Source organism: Streptomyces sp. NPDC030183 (assembly GCF_055573455.1).
Genome location: NZ_JBVIBK010000045.1, coordinates 1 through 14,829, shown reverse-complemented (window position 1 = coordinate 14,829; position 14,829 = coordinate 1). Strand labels below are relative to the sequence as shown.

Genomic DNA, 14,829 nt, shown 5'->3' with positions numbered 1-14,829 from the left:
GCCCCGTGCCGAGCGAGGGAGAGCCCCCACGTGACCATCGCGCCAGCCGACCCGGTTTCAGCCACCCCGGCCCCCGCCGGACCGGCTCCCGCCTCCCCGGCGACGGAGACCGACGGTCCCGGTGCCGCGTTGCTGCGGACCCTGACCGAGCTGACCGCCGACCTGCCCGACGCCGACCCCGGTCGGGTCGCCGCCGCCGCGCTGCGCGGCCGGTCCGCGCGGGCGGACGAGACGGAGCTGCGCGAGCTGGCCACGGAGGCGGCCGCCGGCCTCATCTCCGAGGACCCCGCCTACTCGAAGCTGGCCGCCCGGTTGCTGACGATCTCCATCCGCGCCGAGGCCGCCTCCCAGGGCGTCACGACGTTCACGGAGTCCGTCGCCGTGGGCCACCGGGAAGGGCTCATCGCCGACCGCACGGCGGAGTTCGCGCGCCGGCACGCGGAGCGGCTCGACGCGCTCGTCGACCCCGCCGCGGACGACCGCTTCGGCTACTTCGGGCTGCGCACACTGCACAGCCGCTACCTCCTCAGGCACCCGATCACCCGCAAGGTCGTGGAGACGCCGCAGCACTTCATGCTGCGGGTGGCGGCCGGCCTCGCGGAGGACGACACCGCTCGGTCCGTGGACGAGGTCGCCGCGCTGTACGGCCTGATGAGCCGCCTCGACTACCTGCCCTCATCCCCCACCCTCTTCAACTCCGGTACGCGACACCCCCAGATGTCGTCCTGCTACCTCCTCGACTCCCCGCTGGACGAGCTGGACTCCATCTACGACCGCTACCACCAGGTGGCCCGCCTCTCGAAGCACGCCGGCGGCATCGGGCTGTCGTACTCCCGCATCCGTTCGCGCGGTTCGCTGATCCGGGGCACCAACGGGCACTCCAACGGCATCGTGCCGTTCCTGAAGACCCTGGACGCCTCGGTCGCCGCCGTGAACCAGGGCGGCCGGCGCAAGGGCGCGGCCGCGGTCTACCTGGAGACCTGGCACTCCGACATCGAGGAGTTCCTGGAGCTGCGCGACAACACCGGTGAGGACGCCCGCCGTACGCACAACCTGAACCTGGCGCACTGGATCCCGGACGAGTTCATGCGACGGGTCAACGCGGACGAGCAGTGGTCGCTGTTCTCCCCGGCCGACGTGCCGGAACTGGTCGACCTGTGGGGCGAGGAGTTCGACGCCGCGTACCGCAGGGCGGAGGCGGACGGGCTGGCGCGGAAGACCATCCCGGCCCGTGACCTGTACGGCCGCATGATGCGCACGCTCGCGCAGACCGGAAACGGCTGGATGACGTTCAAGGACGCCGCCAACCGCACCGCCAACCAGACGGCCGAGCCGGGCCACGTGGTCCACTCCTCCAACCTCTGCACGGAGATCCTGGAAGTCACGGACGACGGGGAGACGGCGGTCTGCAACCTGGGCTCGGTGAACCTGGGCGCCTTCGTCGACCTCGCGACCGGTGACCTCGACTGGCAGCGGCTGGACGAGACCGTCCGCACCGCCGTGACCTTCCTGGACCGGGTCGTCGACATCAACTTCTACCCCACCGAGCAGGCGGGCCGTTCGAACGCCAAGTGGCGCCCGGTCGGTCTCGGCGCGATGGGCCTCCAGGACGTCTTCTTCAAGCTGCGGCTGCCCTTCGACTCGGCCGAGGCGAAGGCCCTGTCCACCCGGATCGCCGAGCGCGTCATGCTCGCCGCCTACGAGGCGTCCGCCGACCTCGCCGAGCGCAACGGCCCGCTGCCGGCCTGGGAGAAGACCCGTACGGCCCGCGGTGTGCTGCACCCCGACCACTACGGCGTCGAGTTCACCTGGCCGGAGCGCTGGGCGGCCCTGCGCGAGCGCATCGCCGCGGTCGGCCTGCGCAACTCGCTGCTCCTCGCCATCGCGCCCACCGCGACGATCGCCTCGATCGCCGGTGTGTACGAGTGCATCGAGCCGCAGGTGTCCAACCTGTTCAAGCGGGAGACCCTCTCCGGTGAGTTCCTGCAGGTCAACTCCTATCTGGTGAAGGACCTCAAGGAGCTGGGCGTGTGGGACGCCCGCACCCGGGAGGCCCTGCGCGACTCGAACGGCTCGGTGCAGGACTTCGCGTGGATCCCGGCCGACGTCCGGGCGCTGTACCGCACGGCCTGGGAGATCCCCCAGCGCGGTCTCATCGACATGGCCGCCGCCCGCACCCCGTATCTGGACCAGGCCCAGTCGCTGAACCTGTTCCTGGAGACGCCCACCATCGGCAAGCTCTCCTCGATGTACGCCTACGCCTGGAAGTCGGGGCTGAAGACGACGTACTACCTGCGCTCGCGTCCGGCGACCCGCATCGCCCGCGCCGCCCAGGGCCAGGGCCAGACGCAGCTGTCTGCCCAGCCCGACAAGACCGTCCCCGTCCAGCAGGTGGCCGACCCCGACGCCGTCGCCTGCTCCCTTGAGAACCCCGAGTCCTGCGAGGCCTGCCAGTAATGCCCAGCAATCAGAACCTTCTCGACCCCGGCTTCGAGCTGACTCTGCGCCCCATGCGCTACCCGGACTTCTACGAGCGCTACCGGGACGCCATCAAGAACACCTGGACCGTGGAGGAGGTCGACCTCCACTCGGACGTCGCCGACCTCGCGAAGCTCAGCCCCGCCGAGCAGCATCTGATCGGCCGGCTGGTCGCGTTCTTCGCGACGGGCGACTCGATCGTCGCCAACAACCTGGTGCTGACGCTGTACAAGCACATCAACTCCCCCGAGGCGCGGCTGTACCTGTCGCGGCAGCTCTTCGAGGAGGCCGTGCACGTCCAGTTCTACCTGACGCTGCTGGACACCTACCTGCCCGACCCGGAGGACAGGGCGGCGGCCTTCGCGGCGGTGGAGAACATCCCGTCCATCCGGGAGAAGGCCGAGTTCTGCTTCAGGTGGATGGACTCGGTGGAGAAGCTGGACCGCCTGGAGTCCAGGGCGGACCGCCGCCGCTTCCTGCTCAACCTCATCTGCTTCGCCGCGTGCATCGAGGGCCTGTTCTTCTACGGCGCCTTCGCGTACGTCTACTGGTTCCGCAGCCGGGGCCTGCTGCACGGTCTGGCGACGGGCACCAACTGGGTGTTCCGCGACGAGACGATGCACATGAGCTTCGCGTTCGACGTGGTCGACACCGTCCGCAAGGAGGAGCCGGACCTCTTCGACGACGAGCTCCAGCAGCAGGTGACGGACATGCTGCGGGAGGCCGTGGAGGCCGAGCTGCAGTTCGCCCGTGACCTGTGCGGTGACGGCCTGCCGGGCATGAACACCGACTCGATGCGGCAGTACCTGGAGTGCGTGGCCGACCAGCGGCTGACGCGGCTCGGCTTCGCGCCGGTGTACGGCTCGGAGAACCCCTTCTCCTTCATGGAGCTGCAGGGCGTCCAGGAGTTGACCAACTTCTTCGAGCGGCGTCCGTCCGCGTACCAGGTGGCGGTGGAGGGCACCGTCGACCTGGACGAGGACTTCTAGGAGCGGTGAGCCGGCCCCGCCCCGCAAGCGGCGGGCCGGCTCACCCGTCCCGGGGGGGTCACTTGAGCGTGATCGTGTCCCCGGCCGAGATGACCCGCGCGGTCGACGTCAGACCGGGGAAGTACCAGCGCCAGCTGCCCGCCGCGTCGACGGTCACCTTGGTGCTGAGCCTTCCGGCGCTACCCGACTCCACCGTCTGCACGGTGGTGTAGCGGGCGGCGCCGTTCTTCTTGAACTGGAGCCGGACCGGCTGCCCCTTGAACCCGTTGTACTTCAGGGTCTCCCAGTTGGCGCGGGACAGCGTGCCGGTGACGGTGACCTTCGAACCCTTGGCGACCTTGTCGGGCGCGATGGCGGTGGTCAGTTTGGCGGCACGCTTGACCTTGTAACGGGCAATGTTGTCGGAGATCCAGTAGTCGCCGTCGTTGGCCTTGACGGTGGCGTTGACCTGCCAGACCCCGGCGACACGATTGGAGTCGATGTCGTCGCTGTCGGCGATCCAGCCGGGGTCGACCCTCATCGTCCCCGTGCACACCGATGTCGTCGCGCTCTTCTTGACGCAGGACGAGTCATCGTCCCAGGTGATGAAGCCGTAGCCGTTGGACCTGTTGAAGGTGCTCAGATCGGTGATCTTCCTGGCGCCCGAGTTGTCCTTGATGGTGACGGCGATCGGGTACGTGACGGTCTTCGATGTCCCGATGATGACGTTCCCGCCGCGGTTGACGACCGTCTTCGTCACCCGGACGTCGCCCTTCCCCTCGGCCTGAGCGCCCGTCGCCGCCAGCAGCACCAGGGCCGCCGCCCCGCCCGCGACGGCCAGGGCGCGGCCGTGCGCGGGACGCGTTCCGTGTCTCATGATCCTCCCCTTGTGGTCGGGGAGAGGCTACACACGGAGAAACACGGGTGTCGTACGGATATGCGATCAGACCGTGCGGGCGAAGCGGCGCGAGGCGGAGCCGGTGGTGGGCCGGTCGGACCGGGCCCCGTCGATGGCGGCCTGCCGTTCCGCGGCCTGCCTGAGCTGCCGGTCCACGCGCCGGTCGTGGACGACGCCGATGAGAGCGGGCAGCACGACCAGGGCGAGCAGGCCGAGCACGGCCAGTGTTCCGATGAGCGCTTGCAGCTGTGTGGTGTTCATGGACACCACTGTCGCGCGGAACACTCCTGACAAACAGTGGCAGTACTGCCGTGCGGCCTCCAATTACTGCCACTTCCGAGGCACACTGGAGACATGCTCACCAATGTGGCGGCCGTCCTCCTGGACGGTGTGCATCCCTTCGAACTCGGTGTCGTCTGCGAGGTCTTCGGCCTGGACCGCAGCGACGAGGACCTTCCGGTGTACGACTTCGCCGTCGCGTCGGCGGAGGGCCCGACCCTGCGGACGCACGCCGGGTTCACGATCTCGACGCCGCACGGGCTGGACCGGCTCGACGAGGCCGATCTGATCGTCGTCCCGGCGGGCGAGAGCTATGTGCGGCGGATCTATCCGGCGGACCTGCTGGACGCGCTGCGCCGGGCCGCCGACCGGGGCACCCGGGTGCTCAGCGTGTGCTCGGGGGTGTTCGTCCTCGGCGCCGCCGGTCTGCTGGACGGCCGGCGCTGCGCGGTGCACTGGCGGCACTCCGAGGAACTGGCCCGGCAGTATCCGCGCGCGGTGGTGGAGCCCGACGTGCTGTACGTGGACGAGGACCCGGTGATCACCTCGGCGGGCACGGCCGCCGGAATCGACGCGTGTCTGCACATCGTCCGCAAGGAGCAAGGACCGGAGGTCGCCAACAAGATCGCCCGGCGGATGGTCGTGCCGCCGCACCGGGACGGGGGCCAGGCCCAGTACATCGAGCGGCCGCTGCCCCGCTCCCAGTGCGACACGGTCGGCGAGGTGCTGGCGTGGATGGAGCGCCACCTCGACGAGGAGGTCACGGTCGAGCAGCTCGCGGAACGCGCTCATATGTCGCCGCGGACGTTCGCCCGCCGCTTCCAGCAGGAGACGGGGACCACTCCGTACCGCTGGATCCTGCGGCAACGGGTGCTGCTGGCCCAGCGGTTGCTGGAGGCGACGGACGAGACGATGGACACGATCGCCTGGCGCACGGGTTTCGGTACGGCGGCCACCCTGCGTCATCAGTTCGTACGGTCACTGGGGACGACCCCGCAGGCGTACCGCCGTACCTTCCGGGGTCCGGAGGCCGCGGCCTGAGAACGACGCCGGGCGTGCGTCGGGGCGGCCCGCAGCCGCCCTGATCGCACGCCCGGGATGTCGGCGCGGTGGCTTCAGTCGTTCGCGCGGTGGCTTCAGTCGTTCGCGACGACGGGGTAGCGGGGCTCGTTCTCGGCCATCTGCCGCAGCGCGTCCTTGCGGTCGCGCTTGGAGAGCCGGTCGATGTACAGGTAGCCGTACAGGTGGTCGGTCTCGTGCTGGAGGCAGCGCGCGAAGTACCCGGTGCCACGCACCTTGATGGGGTTGCCCTTCTCGTCCTGGCCGGTGACCTCGGCGTAGTCGGGCCGGGCGAGCGGCATGTACGCGGTCGGCACCGACAGGCAGCCCTCGTTGCTGTCGTCCAAGCGGCGCTTCTCGGCGGGCAGTTCGACAAGCTTGGGGTTGCAGACGACGCCGACGTGGCGGTTGCCCTCGTCGTCGGGGCAGTCGTACACGAACACCTTCAGGTCGACGCCGATCTGGTTGGCGGCGAGGCCCACGCCCTCGGCGGTGCGCTGGCTGGCGAACATGTCGTCGACCAGCTTGGCTAGTTCGTCGTCGAACTCGGTGACGTCCTTGCACTCCTTGTGCAGGACCGGGTTCCCGACGACGGTGATGGGCCGCGAAGTGCCGCGCTCGCGGTACGCCTGCTCGCGCTCCTCGCAGTCCTCCGTGTCGACGACGAACCCCTCGTCATCGACGGGGAGCACGCCCACGTGCTGCTGTTCGGTGTCCTGCTGAGCCATGACAGACGTACGCCTTCCTCAAAAAACAAGGGGTGAGTTGCTGATACAGGGTACGGGCAGCGCCGCGCAGGAGCGCGGGTAACCGCATGACCGGCAGCCACGGTCGCACCGCCCCTAGCAGACCTCTTCGAGGTCCCGCCAGTCCCGGGAGTCCGGGCTGTCCGCGACCCATCCGTCCAGCAGCCCCCGCACCAACGACGCCGGCGCGGCGATGCCGCACTCCCGCTCGGGCACCCACAACTGTCCGTCGGTGACATGCCCCAGCGGCCCCGGATGCCCCGGCTCGCTGTGATCGTGCGGGTCCATGTGGTCCCCGTCGCCCTCGTCGGACGGCATCCGGGACTCCGAACACAGCCGGCACAGCAGCCGCACCGACGACGACCAGTCCTCGGCTGCGAAGCCCGCGTCGGCCGCGAGCCGCTCCAGGGCGTCCCGGTCCGACTCGGTGGCGGCCTCCAGCAGCACCACCCAGGTCGGCACCGGCGACGGCGCCCACAGTTCGATCTCGTCGAACACCGGGTACGCGTGTCCGGCGGCCGTGGTCCGCTCGCCGTGCGGGACCCCGTCGTGCAGTACGACCTCGCCCCAGCGCCGCCCGGACGACGGCAGGGGAATGGACAGCACCTCTATGCGTGCCGGGTCGAGCCTGCGCCCCCACACGACCTCGGCCTCACCCTCCGGCGACAGCCGCACGGCTGCGCTGCCCAGGTCCATGCCGACCGGCTCCCCGGTGTCCGCGACGCCGCCCCCGGGCTTCGGCCGGGCCGCACCGCCGGGCACCCGCAGTCCGTACGCCTGCCAGGCGCGGCGCGCCAGCGGCCAGTCCTGCAGGGCGGTGGCGGCGATGCCCACGTTCCACCAGTCGGGCGCGCCGGTCTCCCGGTCGAGCAGTGCGACGGCCCTGAGCCCGGCCGCCCTGGCCTGCTCCCAGTCGTGCCGGAACTTGTGCAGCAGGGCGAGGTTGAACCAGGACTCGGACAGCCATGGCTCCAGGTCCGCGGCACGTGTCAGCAGCGCTCCGGCGTCCTCGTAACGACCGTCGCCGATCAGCGTGAAAGCCCGGTCGGTGGCCTGCCGCCAGGAGGCGGAGGGCCGATGCCGTCCCTTGCCGAAGATCCTCACGATTCCCGCCTGCCAGTTACGGTTCCCGCCTGCCGTTTCCGTGGAGTGGGCCGGCCGTCGCCCCCGGTACACCCTCTCCCTCGCATCCAACCACGGACGGAAGGAGAGCCGCTCATTACCCATGGGTTACCCCGCCGCGGGCACGGTAAGACCGCCTCGTGCGACCACCCTGGCGAGCGATTCGACCACCTCTGGCTGATAGTCGTGCGCTGTCGCGAGCCGCAGTTCCTCCAGCGCCCGGAGCGGCCCTGCGGGCCCTGCTTCCCGCGTCTTCTCCTCGTATGCGTTCACCGCCCGGACGATCCGTGCGCCGACCGGCTGCTCGCGGTACGGATCGGCCTGGCGCTCCACCACCACGGCGACCTGGGTGTCCACTCCGGTCTGCCGGACGACCGCGCCGCCCAGCAGCGCGATCCGGCGCTGCTGGGCCGCGGGGAGACCGGCGGTGGCGCCGGCCGGCACCGGGTCGACCAGGCTGAGCTGTCCGATGTCGTGCATGAGTGCCGCGTACTCCAGTACGGTCAGCTCCCGCTCGCCGAGCCCCAGCTCCCGCCCCACCTCGCGGCTGAGCGCGGCGACCCTGCGGGCATGGCCCGGCGGGGTGTACCCGGCGATCTCCGTGGCCCGGGCCAGCGAGGCGATGGTCTGCCGGTACGTGGTCCGCACCGCCGCGTACCGCCGGAACGACAGCTGGGTGAGCAGCAGCGGAACCGAGAACACGGGCAACGCCCACAGCCCGGCGACCCCGACCGCCACGGCCATCACGACCCCGGTCGCGCACACCGCCGAGCCGATCCCGAGCAGCCCGCGCAGTTCGTCCCGCAGCAGAGGCCCGTACGGCCACCGGGTCCGTGCCCGTGCCAGGCCCGCCGCCAGGACGGCGTCGCACAGGGCGGTCACCACGAGGAGCCCGACGAGCAGCAGCACGCGCGCGTGCCCGCTCCAGCCCAGCAGCCGCCCGCTGTCGTGCAAGGGCCGGAAGCAGACGGCGGCGAAGCCGACGGTGAGCACGCGCCGGGTGAGATGGTCGGCACCGGTGCCGCGCCTCGCGGCCGTGGGTGACACACACCCGAGACGCGGAGCGCACCGGAGACGCGGAGCGCACCCGAGACGCGGGGCGCACCCGAGCAGCGCGCCCACGGCGACGACGGCCACGACCTGGAGCACCCCGTGCTGCGCCGATCGCCCCGCGTTCTCGCTCAGCAACGCGTACGCGAGCCCCCCGGCCGCACCCAGCGGCGCCTGTTCCCGCCCTTCCGCGCCGTGCCAGCGGGACAGCTCCCCCGCCGCCACGAGCGCACCGAACACGAGGGCGACCCCGGGCTCGTCGAGGCCGTACCGGAAGGTGTGGCCGAGCGCGGCGAGCACGAGCAGGACGGCGAGGCAGCGGAGAAGGAACAGGAGGAGCGGTATCCGGGGCGCCCTCGGGGAACTCACCGACCACGCCTCCCCGCGGCGCCCGGCTCGACCACGTCCGGCCCGGCCACGTCACGCTCGACCACGTCCGGCCCGGCCCCGTCACGCTCGACCGCTTCGCGCGCGACCGCGCCCCGCTCGGCCACCGGAGCACCCGGCGCACCCGGAGCACCCGGAGCACCCGGCGCCGGTACGTTTCCGCACGGCCCGGCGGTCACCAGGGGCTCCCAGCCGCACCGGGACAGGGCCCGTCCCAGCGCGCCCACCATCACGGGGTCGAACTGTGTCCCGGCGCAGCGCTCCAGCTCCGCCAGCGCGGCGGCGACCGGACGACCCCGCCGGTAGGACCGGGTCGAGGTCATCGCGTCGAACGCGTCGGCCACCGCGACCAGCCGCGCGAACTCCGGGATCTGACTCCCGACCAGTCCGTGCGGGTATCCGCTTCCGTCCATCCGCTCGTGGTGGTGCAGGACCGCCGCCCGCGCCTCCCCCAGGAAGGAGATCCCGCGCACCATCTCGTGCCCGTACTCGGGATGCAGTTCGACGATCCGCCGCTCCTGCGGGGTCAGCGGCCCGTCCTTGCGCAGCAGCCGTGTGGGCACCCCCAGCTTCCCCACGTCGTGCAGGATCCCGGCGAAACGCAGCACTTCGGCGCGCTCGTCGTCCATGCCCAGCTCCCGGGCGATCATCATGGACGCCTGCCCGACCCGTTCGCTGTGCCCGCGCGTATAGGCGTCCTTGATGTCGACGGCCTGTACGAGCGCCCGGATGGTCGCCTGGTGCGCCGCTCGCTCGCGGTGGTACTGCGCGAAGACCCAGCAGGACACGTACATCGGCAGCAGGACCAGCAGCGCGGCGACGGGCCCGTACGGGCTGCGCCAGAGCACGGCCATCATCAGCCCCGCAAGCCCGTGCGCGGCGACGGGTGCCAGCGCCCGGAGGAACAGCCCCCGCCAGGCGGTACGCCACGGCGCCCGCTCGGCGAGGGCGAGGATGCCGCCGTCGAGGAGGGTGAACACGCCGCAGAACGTCAGCACGGCGGCCCCGGCGGGCAGCAGCGCGTAGGGGAAGTCGGGGCCGGCGACCGCGTCCCGTCCGCCGAGCGCCCCGTGCGCCTGGGAGGCGGCCCACACCGCGAGGACCAGCTGCGCCGCCCGCCAGACCCGCCGCAGCAGACGTGGCCGCCGCTCGACGCGGGACATCAGCGCTCCCGGCACCGCGACCAGCGCGGCGACGGGGGCCGGCAGCAGGAAGGCGCCCGCGAGGAGGACCGGGAAGAAGGTGCCCATGCCCCGGGGGGCGAGGTGGCCGACGAAGCGGCACCGGGTGATCTGCTCGCACCCGGCGTACAGCACGGCGAACAGGACCACCGCCCACCAGGGGGCGCGTGCGCCCGGGAGGCCGGCGAGGCAGGCGAGGGCCGCGAGCACGGTACAGGCGACGTACACGCGTGCCCACGCCGAAACCGACCTCATGGCACCCCTCCCGAGATTCAGCTTCCGGAGCGTAGGGCGGGTCCGCGGGGGTGGGGGTGCCTACGGGAGAATCCCCAGGGCCTCATGGGCCGGATTAACTCCTTCGGGTGAAATGGGCCCTTGGGGGCGGGTGCGTTCCCCTCCAGGCAGCGGACCGGCCCTTGGTGACGGTTCGTCGGTCGGTCGTAGGGAGCCGGCCACCGGGGCACGGCATACGACTGAGCCCGTTGCGAGGGCGGCCTGACGGCCGTACCCGCAACGGGCTCGGTTCACCTCACGTGCACGGCTTCGCGCGTACCGCTGGTGCGTGGTGCTCAGGTCTCCCGCGGTGTCGCCGGCGCGGCCGTCACCTCGTGCTCGGGGACGCTCTGCCCGGAACGGATCAGCTCGATCCGCCCCATCACCTTGGCGCGCAGGTCGGTCGGCACGTCGTCCTGCCCGCAGCACCGCTTGACCAGCTTCTTGACGGCCTGTTCGAGGCCGTACTTCTCCAGGCACGGCGAGCACTCCTCGAAGTGGTGCTCGAACTTGGTGCAGTCGGCGTCGGGCATCTCACGGTCGAGGAACTCGTAGAGATGATCGAGGATCTCGCTGCAATCCGTCTCGTGCGGCTCTCCGCAGCTCATGAGCCCGAGCCTTTCGCTTCGTTCGACTCTCCGGCGCCGGCCGGGACAAGCCCGCGGTCACGGGCGTAGTCCTCGAGCATGCCGCGCAGTTGACGGCGGCCCCGGTGCAGCCGGGACATCACCGTACCGATGGGTGTCCCCATGATGTCGGCGATCTCCTTGTACGCAAAGCCCTCGACATCGGCGAGGTACACGGCGATGCGGAATTCCTCGGGGATCGCCTGCAGCGCTTCCTTCACGTCCGAGTCGGGCAGGTGATCGAGCGCCTGCGACTCCGCCGAGCGCAGGCCCGTCGACATGTGCGACTCGGCGCGCGCCAGCTGCCAGTCCTCGATCTCCTCGGCCGCACTGCGCTGCGGCTCGCGCTGCTTCTTGCGGTACGAGTTGATGAAGGTGTTCGTGAGGATGCGGTACAGCCAGGCCTTCAGGTTGGTGCCCTCGCGGAACTGGTGGAAGGACGCGTACGCCTTCGCGTACGTCTCCTGCACCAGGTCCTCGGCGTCGGCCGGATTGCGCGTCATGCGCAGCGCGGCCGAGTACATCTGGTCGAGGAACTCCAGCGCGTCCCGCTCGAAACGAGCGTTGCGGTCCGCGGCGGTCTCCGTGCCCTCGGGCTGCTCCGCCTGGCCCCGTTCGGTCCCTGCGTCGGTCCCAGTGACCGGACCCACCTCCTCCAGTGTCTGTGCGATACCGAAAGCGGTACCACCAGATTCGGAGGATAGACGACGATCCGCACCCGCCGCCGCCCGAATAGGGGCGCTCTTCGCCGCGTGCAGCACCGTCCAGTCCAGGTCAGCGCGGCTGCTGCGGGTCGGGCAGATGGTCGAACCCATGCGGCGGACTTCCTCTCGCGTACGACGGTCAGCACGGTTACGCGCTGTCTGATCCGCACAACAGAGGACCGTCACGCAACATTCCCGGACTCCCACCGACTCCTTACCGAGTGACACATTCCACTCGCCTCGGCGGGCGATCCCGATCCGTACGGCCCGGAGGGGCCCAGCCCGTACGGCCCGGAGAGGCTGAGCCCTTGCGGCCCGGAGGGGCTCAGCCTCTACGGCCCGAAGGCGTTCAGCCCTTGCGGCCCGGAGGAGTTCAGCTCTTGGGGCCCAGCGACGTGATCCACTCCGCTACACCGTCGGTGATCACCTTCAGGGCCGCCTCCTGATCGAGGGGCGCCCGCTTCGGTACGGCGAAGCCGTGATCGCCGTACGGCACCTCCACGAGCGCGTGCGGGCCGTCCGGGAACTCCTCCGGCCTCCCGAACGGGTCGTTCCCGCCCTGGACGACGAGCGTGGGCACCCCCGCGCCGAGCAGTTCGCCGGCGCGGGACTTCTCCGGCTTGCCCGGCGGATGCAGCGGGAAGCTCAGCGCGAGCACGGCCGCCGCGCCCAGTTCCGTCGCGGTACGGCAGGCCACCCGGGCCCCGGCGCTGCGCCCGCCCGCGATCACCGGCAGCCCCGGCTCGACCAGCGCGGGCCACAGGTCCCGCCAGCCGGCGTCCAGGGTCTTCGGCGCCGGCGCGAGCTTCTTGCCGGCCACCCGCCACGGCTGCTCGACGAGCGCGACGGTCACCCCGTGCGCCGGGAGGACGGCGGCGAGGGCCTGGAGGTCGCGCGCCTCGACGCCCCCGCCCGCGCCGTGTCCGGCGGCGAGCACCCACCGGGCGTCCCGCGCCTCGTGCCAGGTGACCCGCGCCGTTCCGGCCTCGGTGTCGATCTCTTCTCTGATCGCCTTCACGTCAGAAGAGTGTGCCCTCCTCGGGGCCCTCCAGCTCCTTCAGCAGCTCCGGGGCGTTGTTGCGGACGTTGCTGACAGCCGTGGAGACGGGGTAGGCGCGCATCAGCCCGGCGGGCGGCGGCTCCAGCAGGCCGCGCAGATCGTCGGGGTCCGTCCGGGCCGGGTCCAGCCAGCTGTCCCACCGGTCGGGCGTGAGCATCAACGGCATCCGGGGGTGGATCTCGGCCAGCGTGAACGGGCCCTCCGCGGGCGCCACGGCCAGCGGGGTCGTCTCGGCCTCCGTCGTGATCACCGAGCAGGTGACCCACCATGCCCGCGGGTGGTCGTCCGGCAGGGTCCTGTCCCGCCAGAACTCGTACAGCCCGGCCATGGCGAACACGGAGCCGTCGGCGGGGAGCACGAAGTAGGGCTGCTTGCGCGGCCGCTTCTTCTTGCCCTCGACCTCCAGGTCCCGCTCGTGCTTGCCGGTGACCCACTCGTAGTAGCCGTCGGCGGGCAGGATGCAGCGCCGGGACGCGAAAGCACGGCGGTACGAGGGCTTCTCGTGGACGGTCTCGGCGCGCGCGTTGATCATCCGGGCGGCGCCCTCGGGGTTCTTGGACCAGGACGGGACGAGCCCCCACTTCAGCTTGCGCAGCTGGCGGACCGGCCTCTTGTCGTCGGCGTCCTTCAGGGGGCGGTCGAGAACCGCGTAGACCTCCTTGGTGGGAGCCACGTTGTAGTCGGGCTCCAGGGTCTCCTCCGGTTCCCACTTCTCGACCTCGAAGACTCCCGCGAGATCCTCCGGCCTGCGACTCGACGCATACCGCCCGCACATCTCGAACCACCCCTCCGACCTGCGCAAACACCGGATCCTACGCCCGGACACATCCAAGGGTGACAGACCACCGGCCCAGTGCGGTGGCGAACCGGTGCCCACCAGTGTGCCAGCCGTGAGGCGGGCGACGGCGGCGCCCTCCTCGGTCCGGGACGCCCCTGAACCGCTCCCCGCGCACCCCCTCCGACCAGCCCGTTTCCCCTCAGGAACGATCCCCGGCACCCCGGCGTCTCACTTACCGTCCGCCCCCTAGATGAATGAGTCCGATGTGTGTGCTGGTCGCCACCATGGCGAAGGGCGCCCGTTGGTCAGTGTGTGAAGACAAACCTGGACGCCCTTCTGGCGGCACTGTACGTGTTCATCGACGACCACGTGGCGCCTTGTCGCCGGATCGGGCGACCCCCGAAACTCACGGACGCCGAACTGCTGTGCCTGGCGGTCGCCCAAGTCCTGCTCGGCTTCCCCTCCGCCCGACACTGGATCCGGTTCGCCCACGCCCGCCTCGGGCATCTCTTCCGCTACCTGCCCCAGCAGTCCGCCTACAACAAGCGCCTCAACTCTGCCGGGCCGCTGATCAGCCACGTGATCGAGATGCTCGCCCGGCAGGTGCCGACCTGGCACGACAGCCTCCGGCTGATCGACTCCACCCCGCTGCCCTGCGCCGCTTCCCGCGAGACCGTCAAACGCTCCGGCCTGGCCGGGCACGCCGGATACGGCTACTGCCGCAGCCACTCCCGCTTCTTCTGGGGATTCCGGCTCTACCTGGTCACGACCGCCGAAGGCATGCCCGTCACCTGGTGTCTGGCCGACCCGAAGCTCGGTGAGCGGGAAGTGATGGCCGCTCTGCTGGAACGCGACCACCACCTGGTCCGCGCCGGGCAGGTGATCCTGGCCGACAAGGGCTTCGCCGGCCGGGAGTTCGAAGCCTTCGTCACCGACCGGCTCGGCGCCCACCTGGTGCGGCCGGACCGCAAGGACGAACTGGCCCGCTTCGGCAAGATCGCCCGTGTCCGCCAGTGGATCGAGGCCGTCATCGACACCCTCAAGGGCCAGCTCAGCCTGGAACAGCACGGCGGCAGATCCCCGGCCGGAGTCTTCGCCCGCACCGCCCAACGCCTGCTGGCCCTGGCCACGGCGATCTGGCACAACTGGACCACCGGAGCCACAGTCAAACGCTCGCTGATCGCGTACGACCACTGAAGACATCCGACTCATTCATCTAG

The 14,829-nt window shown here is 70.9% G+C and carries 14 protein-coding genes; 4 read left to right on the top strand and 10 right to left on the bottom strand.

Translation table 11 applies throughout. The features are described 5' to 3' along the window. Positions 1–30 precede the first annotated feature (30 nt). Positions 31–2,457, top strand: coding sequence for a ribonucleoside-diphosphate reductase subunit alpha (locus ACZ4Z2_RS35415; RefSeq protein WP_468081721.1), 2,427 nt, complete (start codon positions 31–33; stop codon positions 2,455–2,457). Continuing rightward, complete coding sequence (locus ACZ4Z2_RS35410) at positions 2,457–3,467, top strand: ribonucleotide-diphosphate reductase subunit beta (RefSeq protein ID WP_468081720.1); 1,011 nt, start codon at positions 2,457–2,459, stop codon at positions 3,465–3,467. Before ACZ4Z2_RS35415 ends, ACZ4Z2_RS35410 begins: the two co-directional genes overlap by 1 nt. Positions 3,468–3,525: 58 nt before the next feature. Here the strand turns inward: ACZ4Z2_RS35410 and ACZ4Z2_RS35405 are convergent, their stop codons facing one another. Together ACZ4Z2_RS35405 and ACZ4Z2_RS35400 are read right to left on the bottom strand one after the other, a co-directional pair. Beyond that, complete coding sequence (locus tag ACZ4Z2_RS35405; RefSeq protein WP_468081719.1) at positions 3,526–4,323, bottom strand: hypothetical protein; 798 nt, start codon at positions 4,321–4,323, stop codon at positions 3,526–3,528. 66 nt (positions 4,324–4,389) lie between these two features. After that, positions 4,390–4,605: a hypothetical protein gene (locus ACZ4Z2_RS35400; RefSeq protein WP_468081718.1), complete on the bottom strand. Its 216-nt coding sequence runs from the start codon at positions 4,603–4,605 to the stop codon at positions 4,390–4,392. Between the two features lie 93 nt (positions 4,606–4,698). Here ACZ4Z2_RS35400 and ACZ4Z2_RS35395 point away from each other — a divergent pair, with 93 nt between their 5' ends. Further along, positions 4,699–5,664, top strand: coding sequence for a GlxA family transcriptional regulator (locus tag ACZ4Z2_RS35395; RefSeq protein ID WP_468081717.1), 966 nt, complete (start codon positions 4,699–4,701; stop codon positions 5,662–5,664). A 95-nt stretch (positions 5,665–5,759) separates the two neighbouring features. Here ACZ4Z2_RS35395 and def read toward each other — a convergent pair whose 3' ends face one another. From def to ACZ4Z2_RS35355, 8 genes are all read right to left on the bottom strand, one after another. After that, positions 5,760–6,410, bottom strand: coding sequence for a peptide deformylase (gene def, locus ACZ4Z2_RS35390; RefSeq protein WP_468081716.1), 651 nt, complete (start codon positions 6,408–6,410; stop codon positions 5,760–5,762). Between the two features lie 114 nt (positions 6,411–6,524). Next, positions 6,525–7,532: a tetratricopeptide repeat protein gene (locus ACZ4Z2_RS35385; RefSeq protein ID WP_055518996.1), complete on the bottom strand. Its 1,008-nt coding sequence runs from the start codon at positions 7,530–7,532 to the stop codon at positions 6,525–6,527. Between the two features lie 126 nt (positions 7,533–7,658). Continuing rightward, positions 7,659–8,969, bottom strand: a complete 1,311-nt coding sequence (locus ACZ4Z2_RS35380; RefSeq protein ID WP_468081715.1) for an HD-GYP domain-containing protein — start codon at positions 8,967–8,969, stop codon at positions 7,659–7,661. Further along, on the bottom strand, positions 8,966–10,423 hold the full coding sequence (locus ACZ4Z2_RS35375; protein WP_468081714.1) for an HD-GYP domain-containing protein: 1,458 nt from the start codon (positions 10,421–10,423) through the stop codon (positions 8,966–8,968). Before ACZ4Z2_RS35375 ends, ACZ4Z2_RS35380 begins: the two co-directional genes overlap by 4 nt. Before the next feature lie 314 nt (positions 10,424–10,737). Beyond that, positions 10,738–11,049, bottom strand: a complete 312-nt coding sequence (rsrA, locus tag ACZ4Z2_RS35370) for a mycothiol system anti-sigma-R factor (RefSeq protein WP_468081713.1) — start codon at positions 11,047–11,049, stop codon at positions 10,738–10,740. Beyond that, the gene (gene sigR, locus ACZ4Z2_RS35365) at positions 11,046–11,717 is read right to left on the bottom strand and encodes an RNA polymerase sigma factor SigR (protein ID WP_055523577.1); all 672 of its coding nucleotides are present in this window, start codon (positions 11,715–11,717) and stop codon (positions 11,046–11,048) included. Before sigR ends, rsrA begins: the two co-directional genes overlap by 4 nt. Positions 11,718–12,144: 427 nt before the next feature. Further along, complete coding sequence (locus tag ACZ4Z2_RS35360; RefSeq protein ID WP_468081744.1) at positions 12,145–12,780, bottom strand: alpha/beta hydrolase family protein; 636 nt, start codon at positions 12,778–12,780, stop codon at positions 12,145–12,147. Between the two features lie 10 nt (positions 12,781–12,790). After that, on the bottom strand, positions 12,791–13,606 hold the full coding sequence (locus tag ACZ4Z2_RS35355; RefSeq protein ID WP_468081743.1) for an SOS response-associated peptidase: 816 nt from the start codon (positions 13,604–13,606) through the stop codon (positions 12,791–12,793). Positions 13,607–13,921: 315 nt separating this feature from the next. On the opposite strand from ACZ4Z2_RS35355, the gene ACZ4Z2_RS35350 reads away from it, so the two are divergent. Then, positions 13,922–14,806 carry an IS982 family transposase gene (locus ACZ4Z2_RS35350; protein ID WP_468081712.1) on the top strand — a complete coding sequence of 295 codons (885 nt, stop codon included), beginning with the start codon at positions 13,922–13,924 and terminating at the stop codon, positions 14,804–14,806. Positions 14,807–14,829 lie beyond the last annotated feature (23 nt).

Excerpts from the sequence above, each read along its gene's own strand:
- ACZ4Z2_RS35410 (WP_468081720.1), top strand. The coding sequence starts at position 2,457 with ATGCCCAGCAATCAGAACCTTCTCGACCCCGGCTTCGAGCTGACTCTG.
- ACZ4Z2_RS35405 (WP_468081719.1), bottom strand. The coding sequence starts at position 4,323 with ATGAGACACGGAACGCGTCCCGCGCACGGCCGCGCCCTGGCCGTCGCG.
- ACZ4Z2_RS35400 (WP_468081718.1), bottom strand. The coding sequence starts at position 4,605 with ATGAACACCACACAGCTGCAAGCGCTCATCGGAACACTGGCCGTGCTC.
- ACZ4Z2_RS35395 (WP_468081717.1), top strand. The coding sequence starts at position 4,699 with ATGCTCACCAATGTGGCGGCCGTCCTCCTGGACGGTGTGCATCCCTTC.
- def (WP_468081716.1), bottom strand. The coding sequence starts at position 6,410 with ATGGCTCAGCAGGACACCGAACAGCAGCACGTGGGCGTGCTCCCCGTC.
- ACZ4Z2_RS35375 (WP_468081714.1), bottom strand. The coding sequence starts at position 10,423 with ATGAGGTCGGTTTCGGCGTGGGCACGCGTGTACGTCGCCTGTACCGTG.
- rsrA (WP_468081713.1), bottom strand. The coding sequence starts at position 11,049 with ATGAGCTGCGGAGAGCCGCACGAGACGGATTGCAGCGAGATCCTCGAT.
- ACZ4Z2_RS35355 (WP_468081743.1), bottom strand. The coding sequence starts at position 13,606 with ATGTGCGGGCGGTATGCGTCGAGTCGCAGGCCGGAGGATCTCGCGGGA.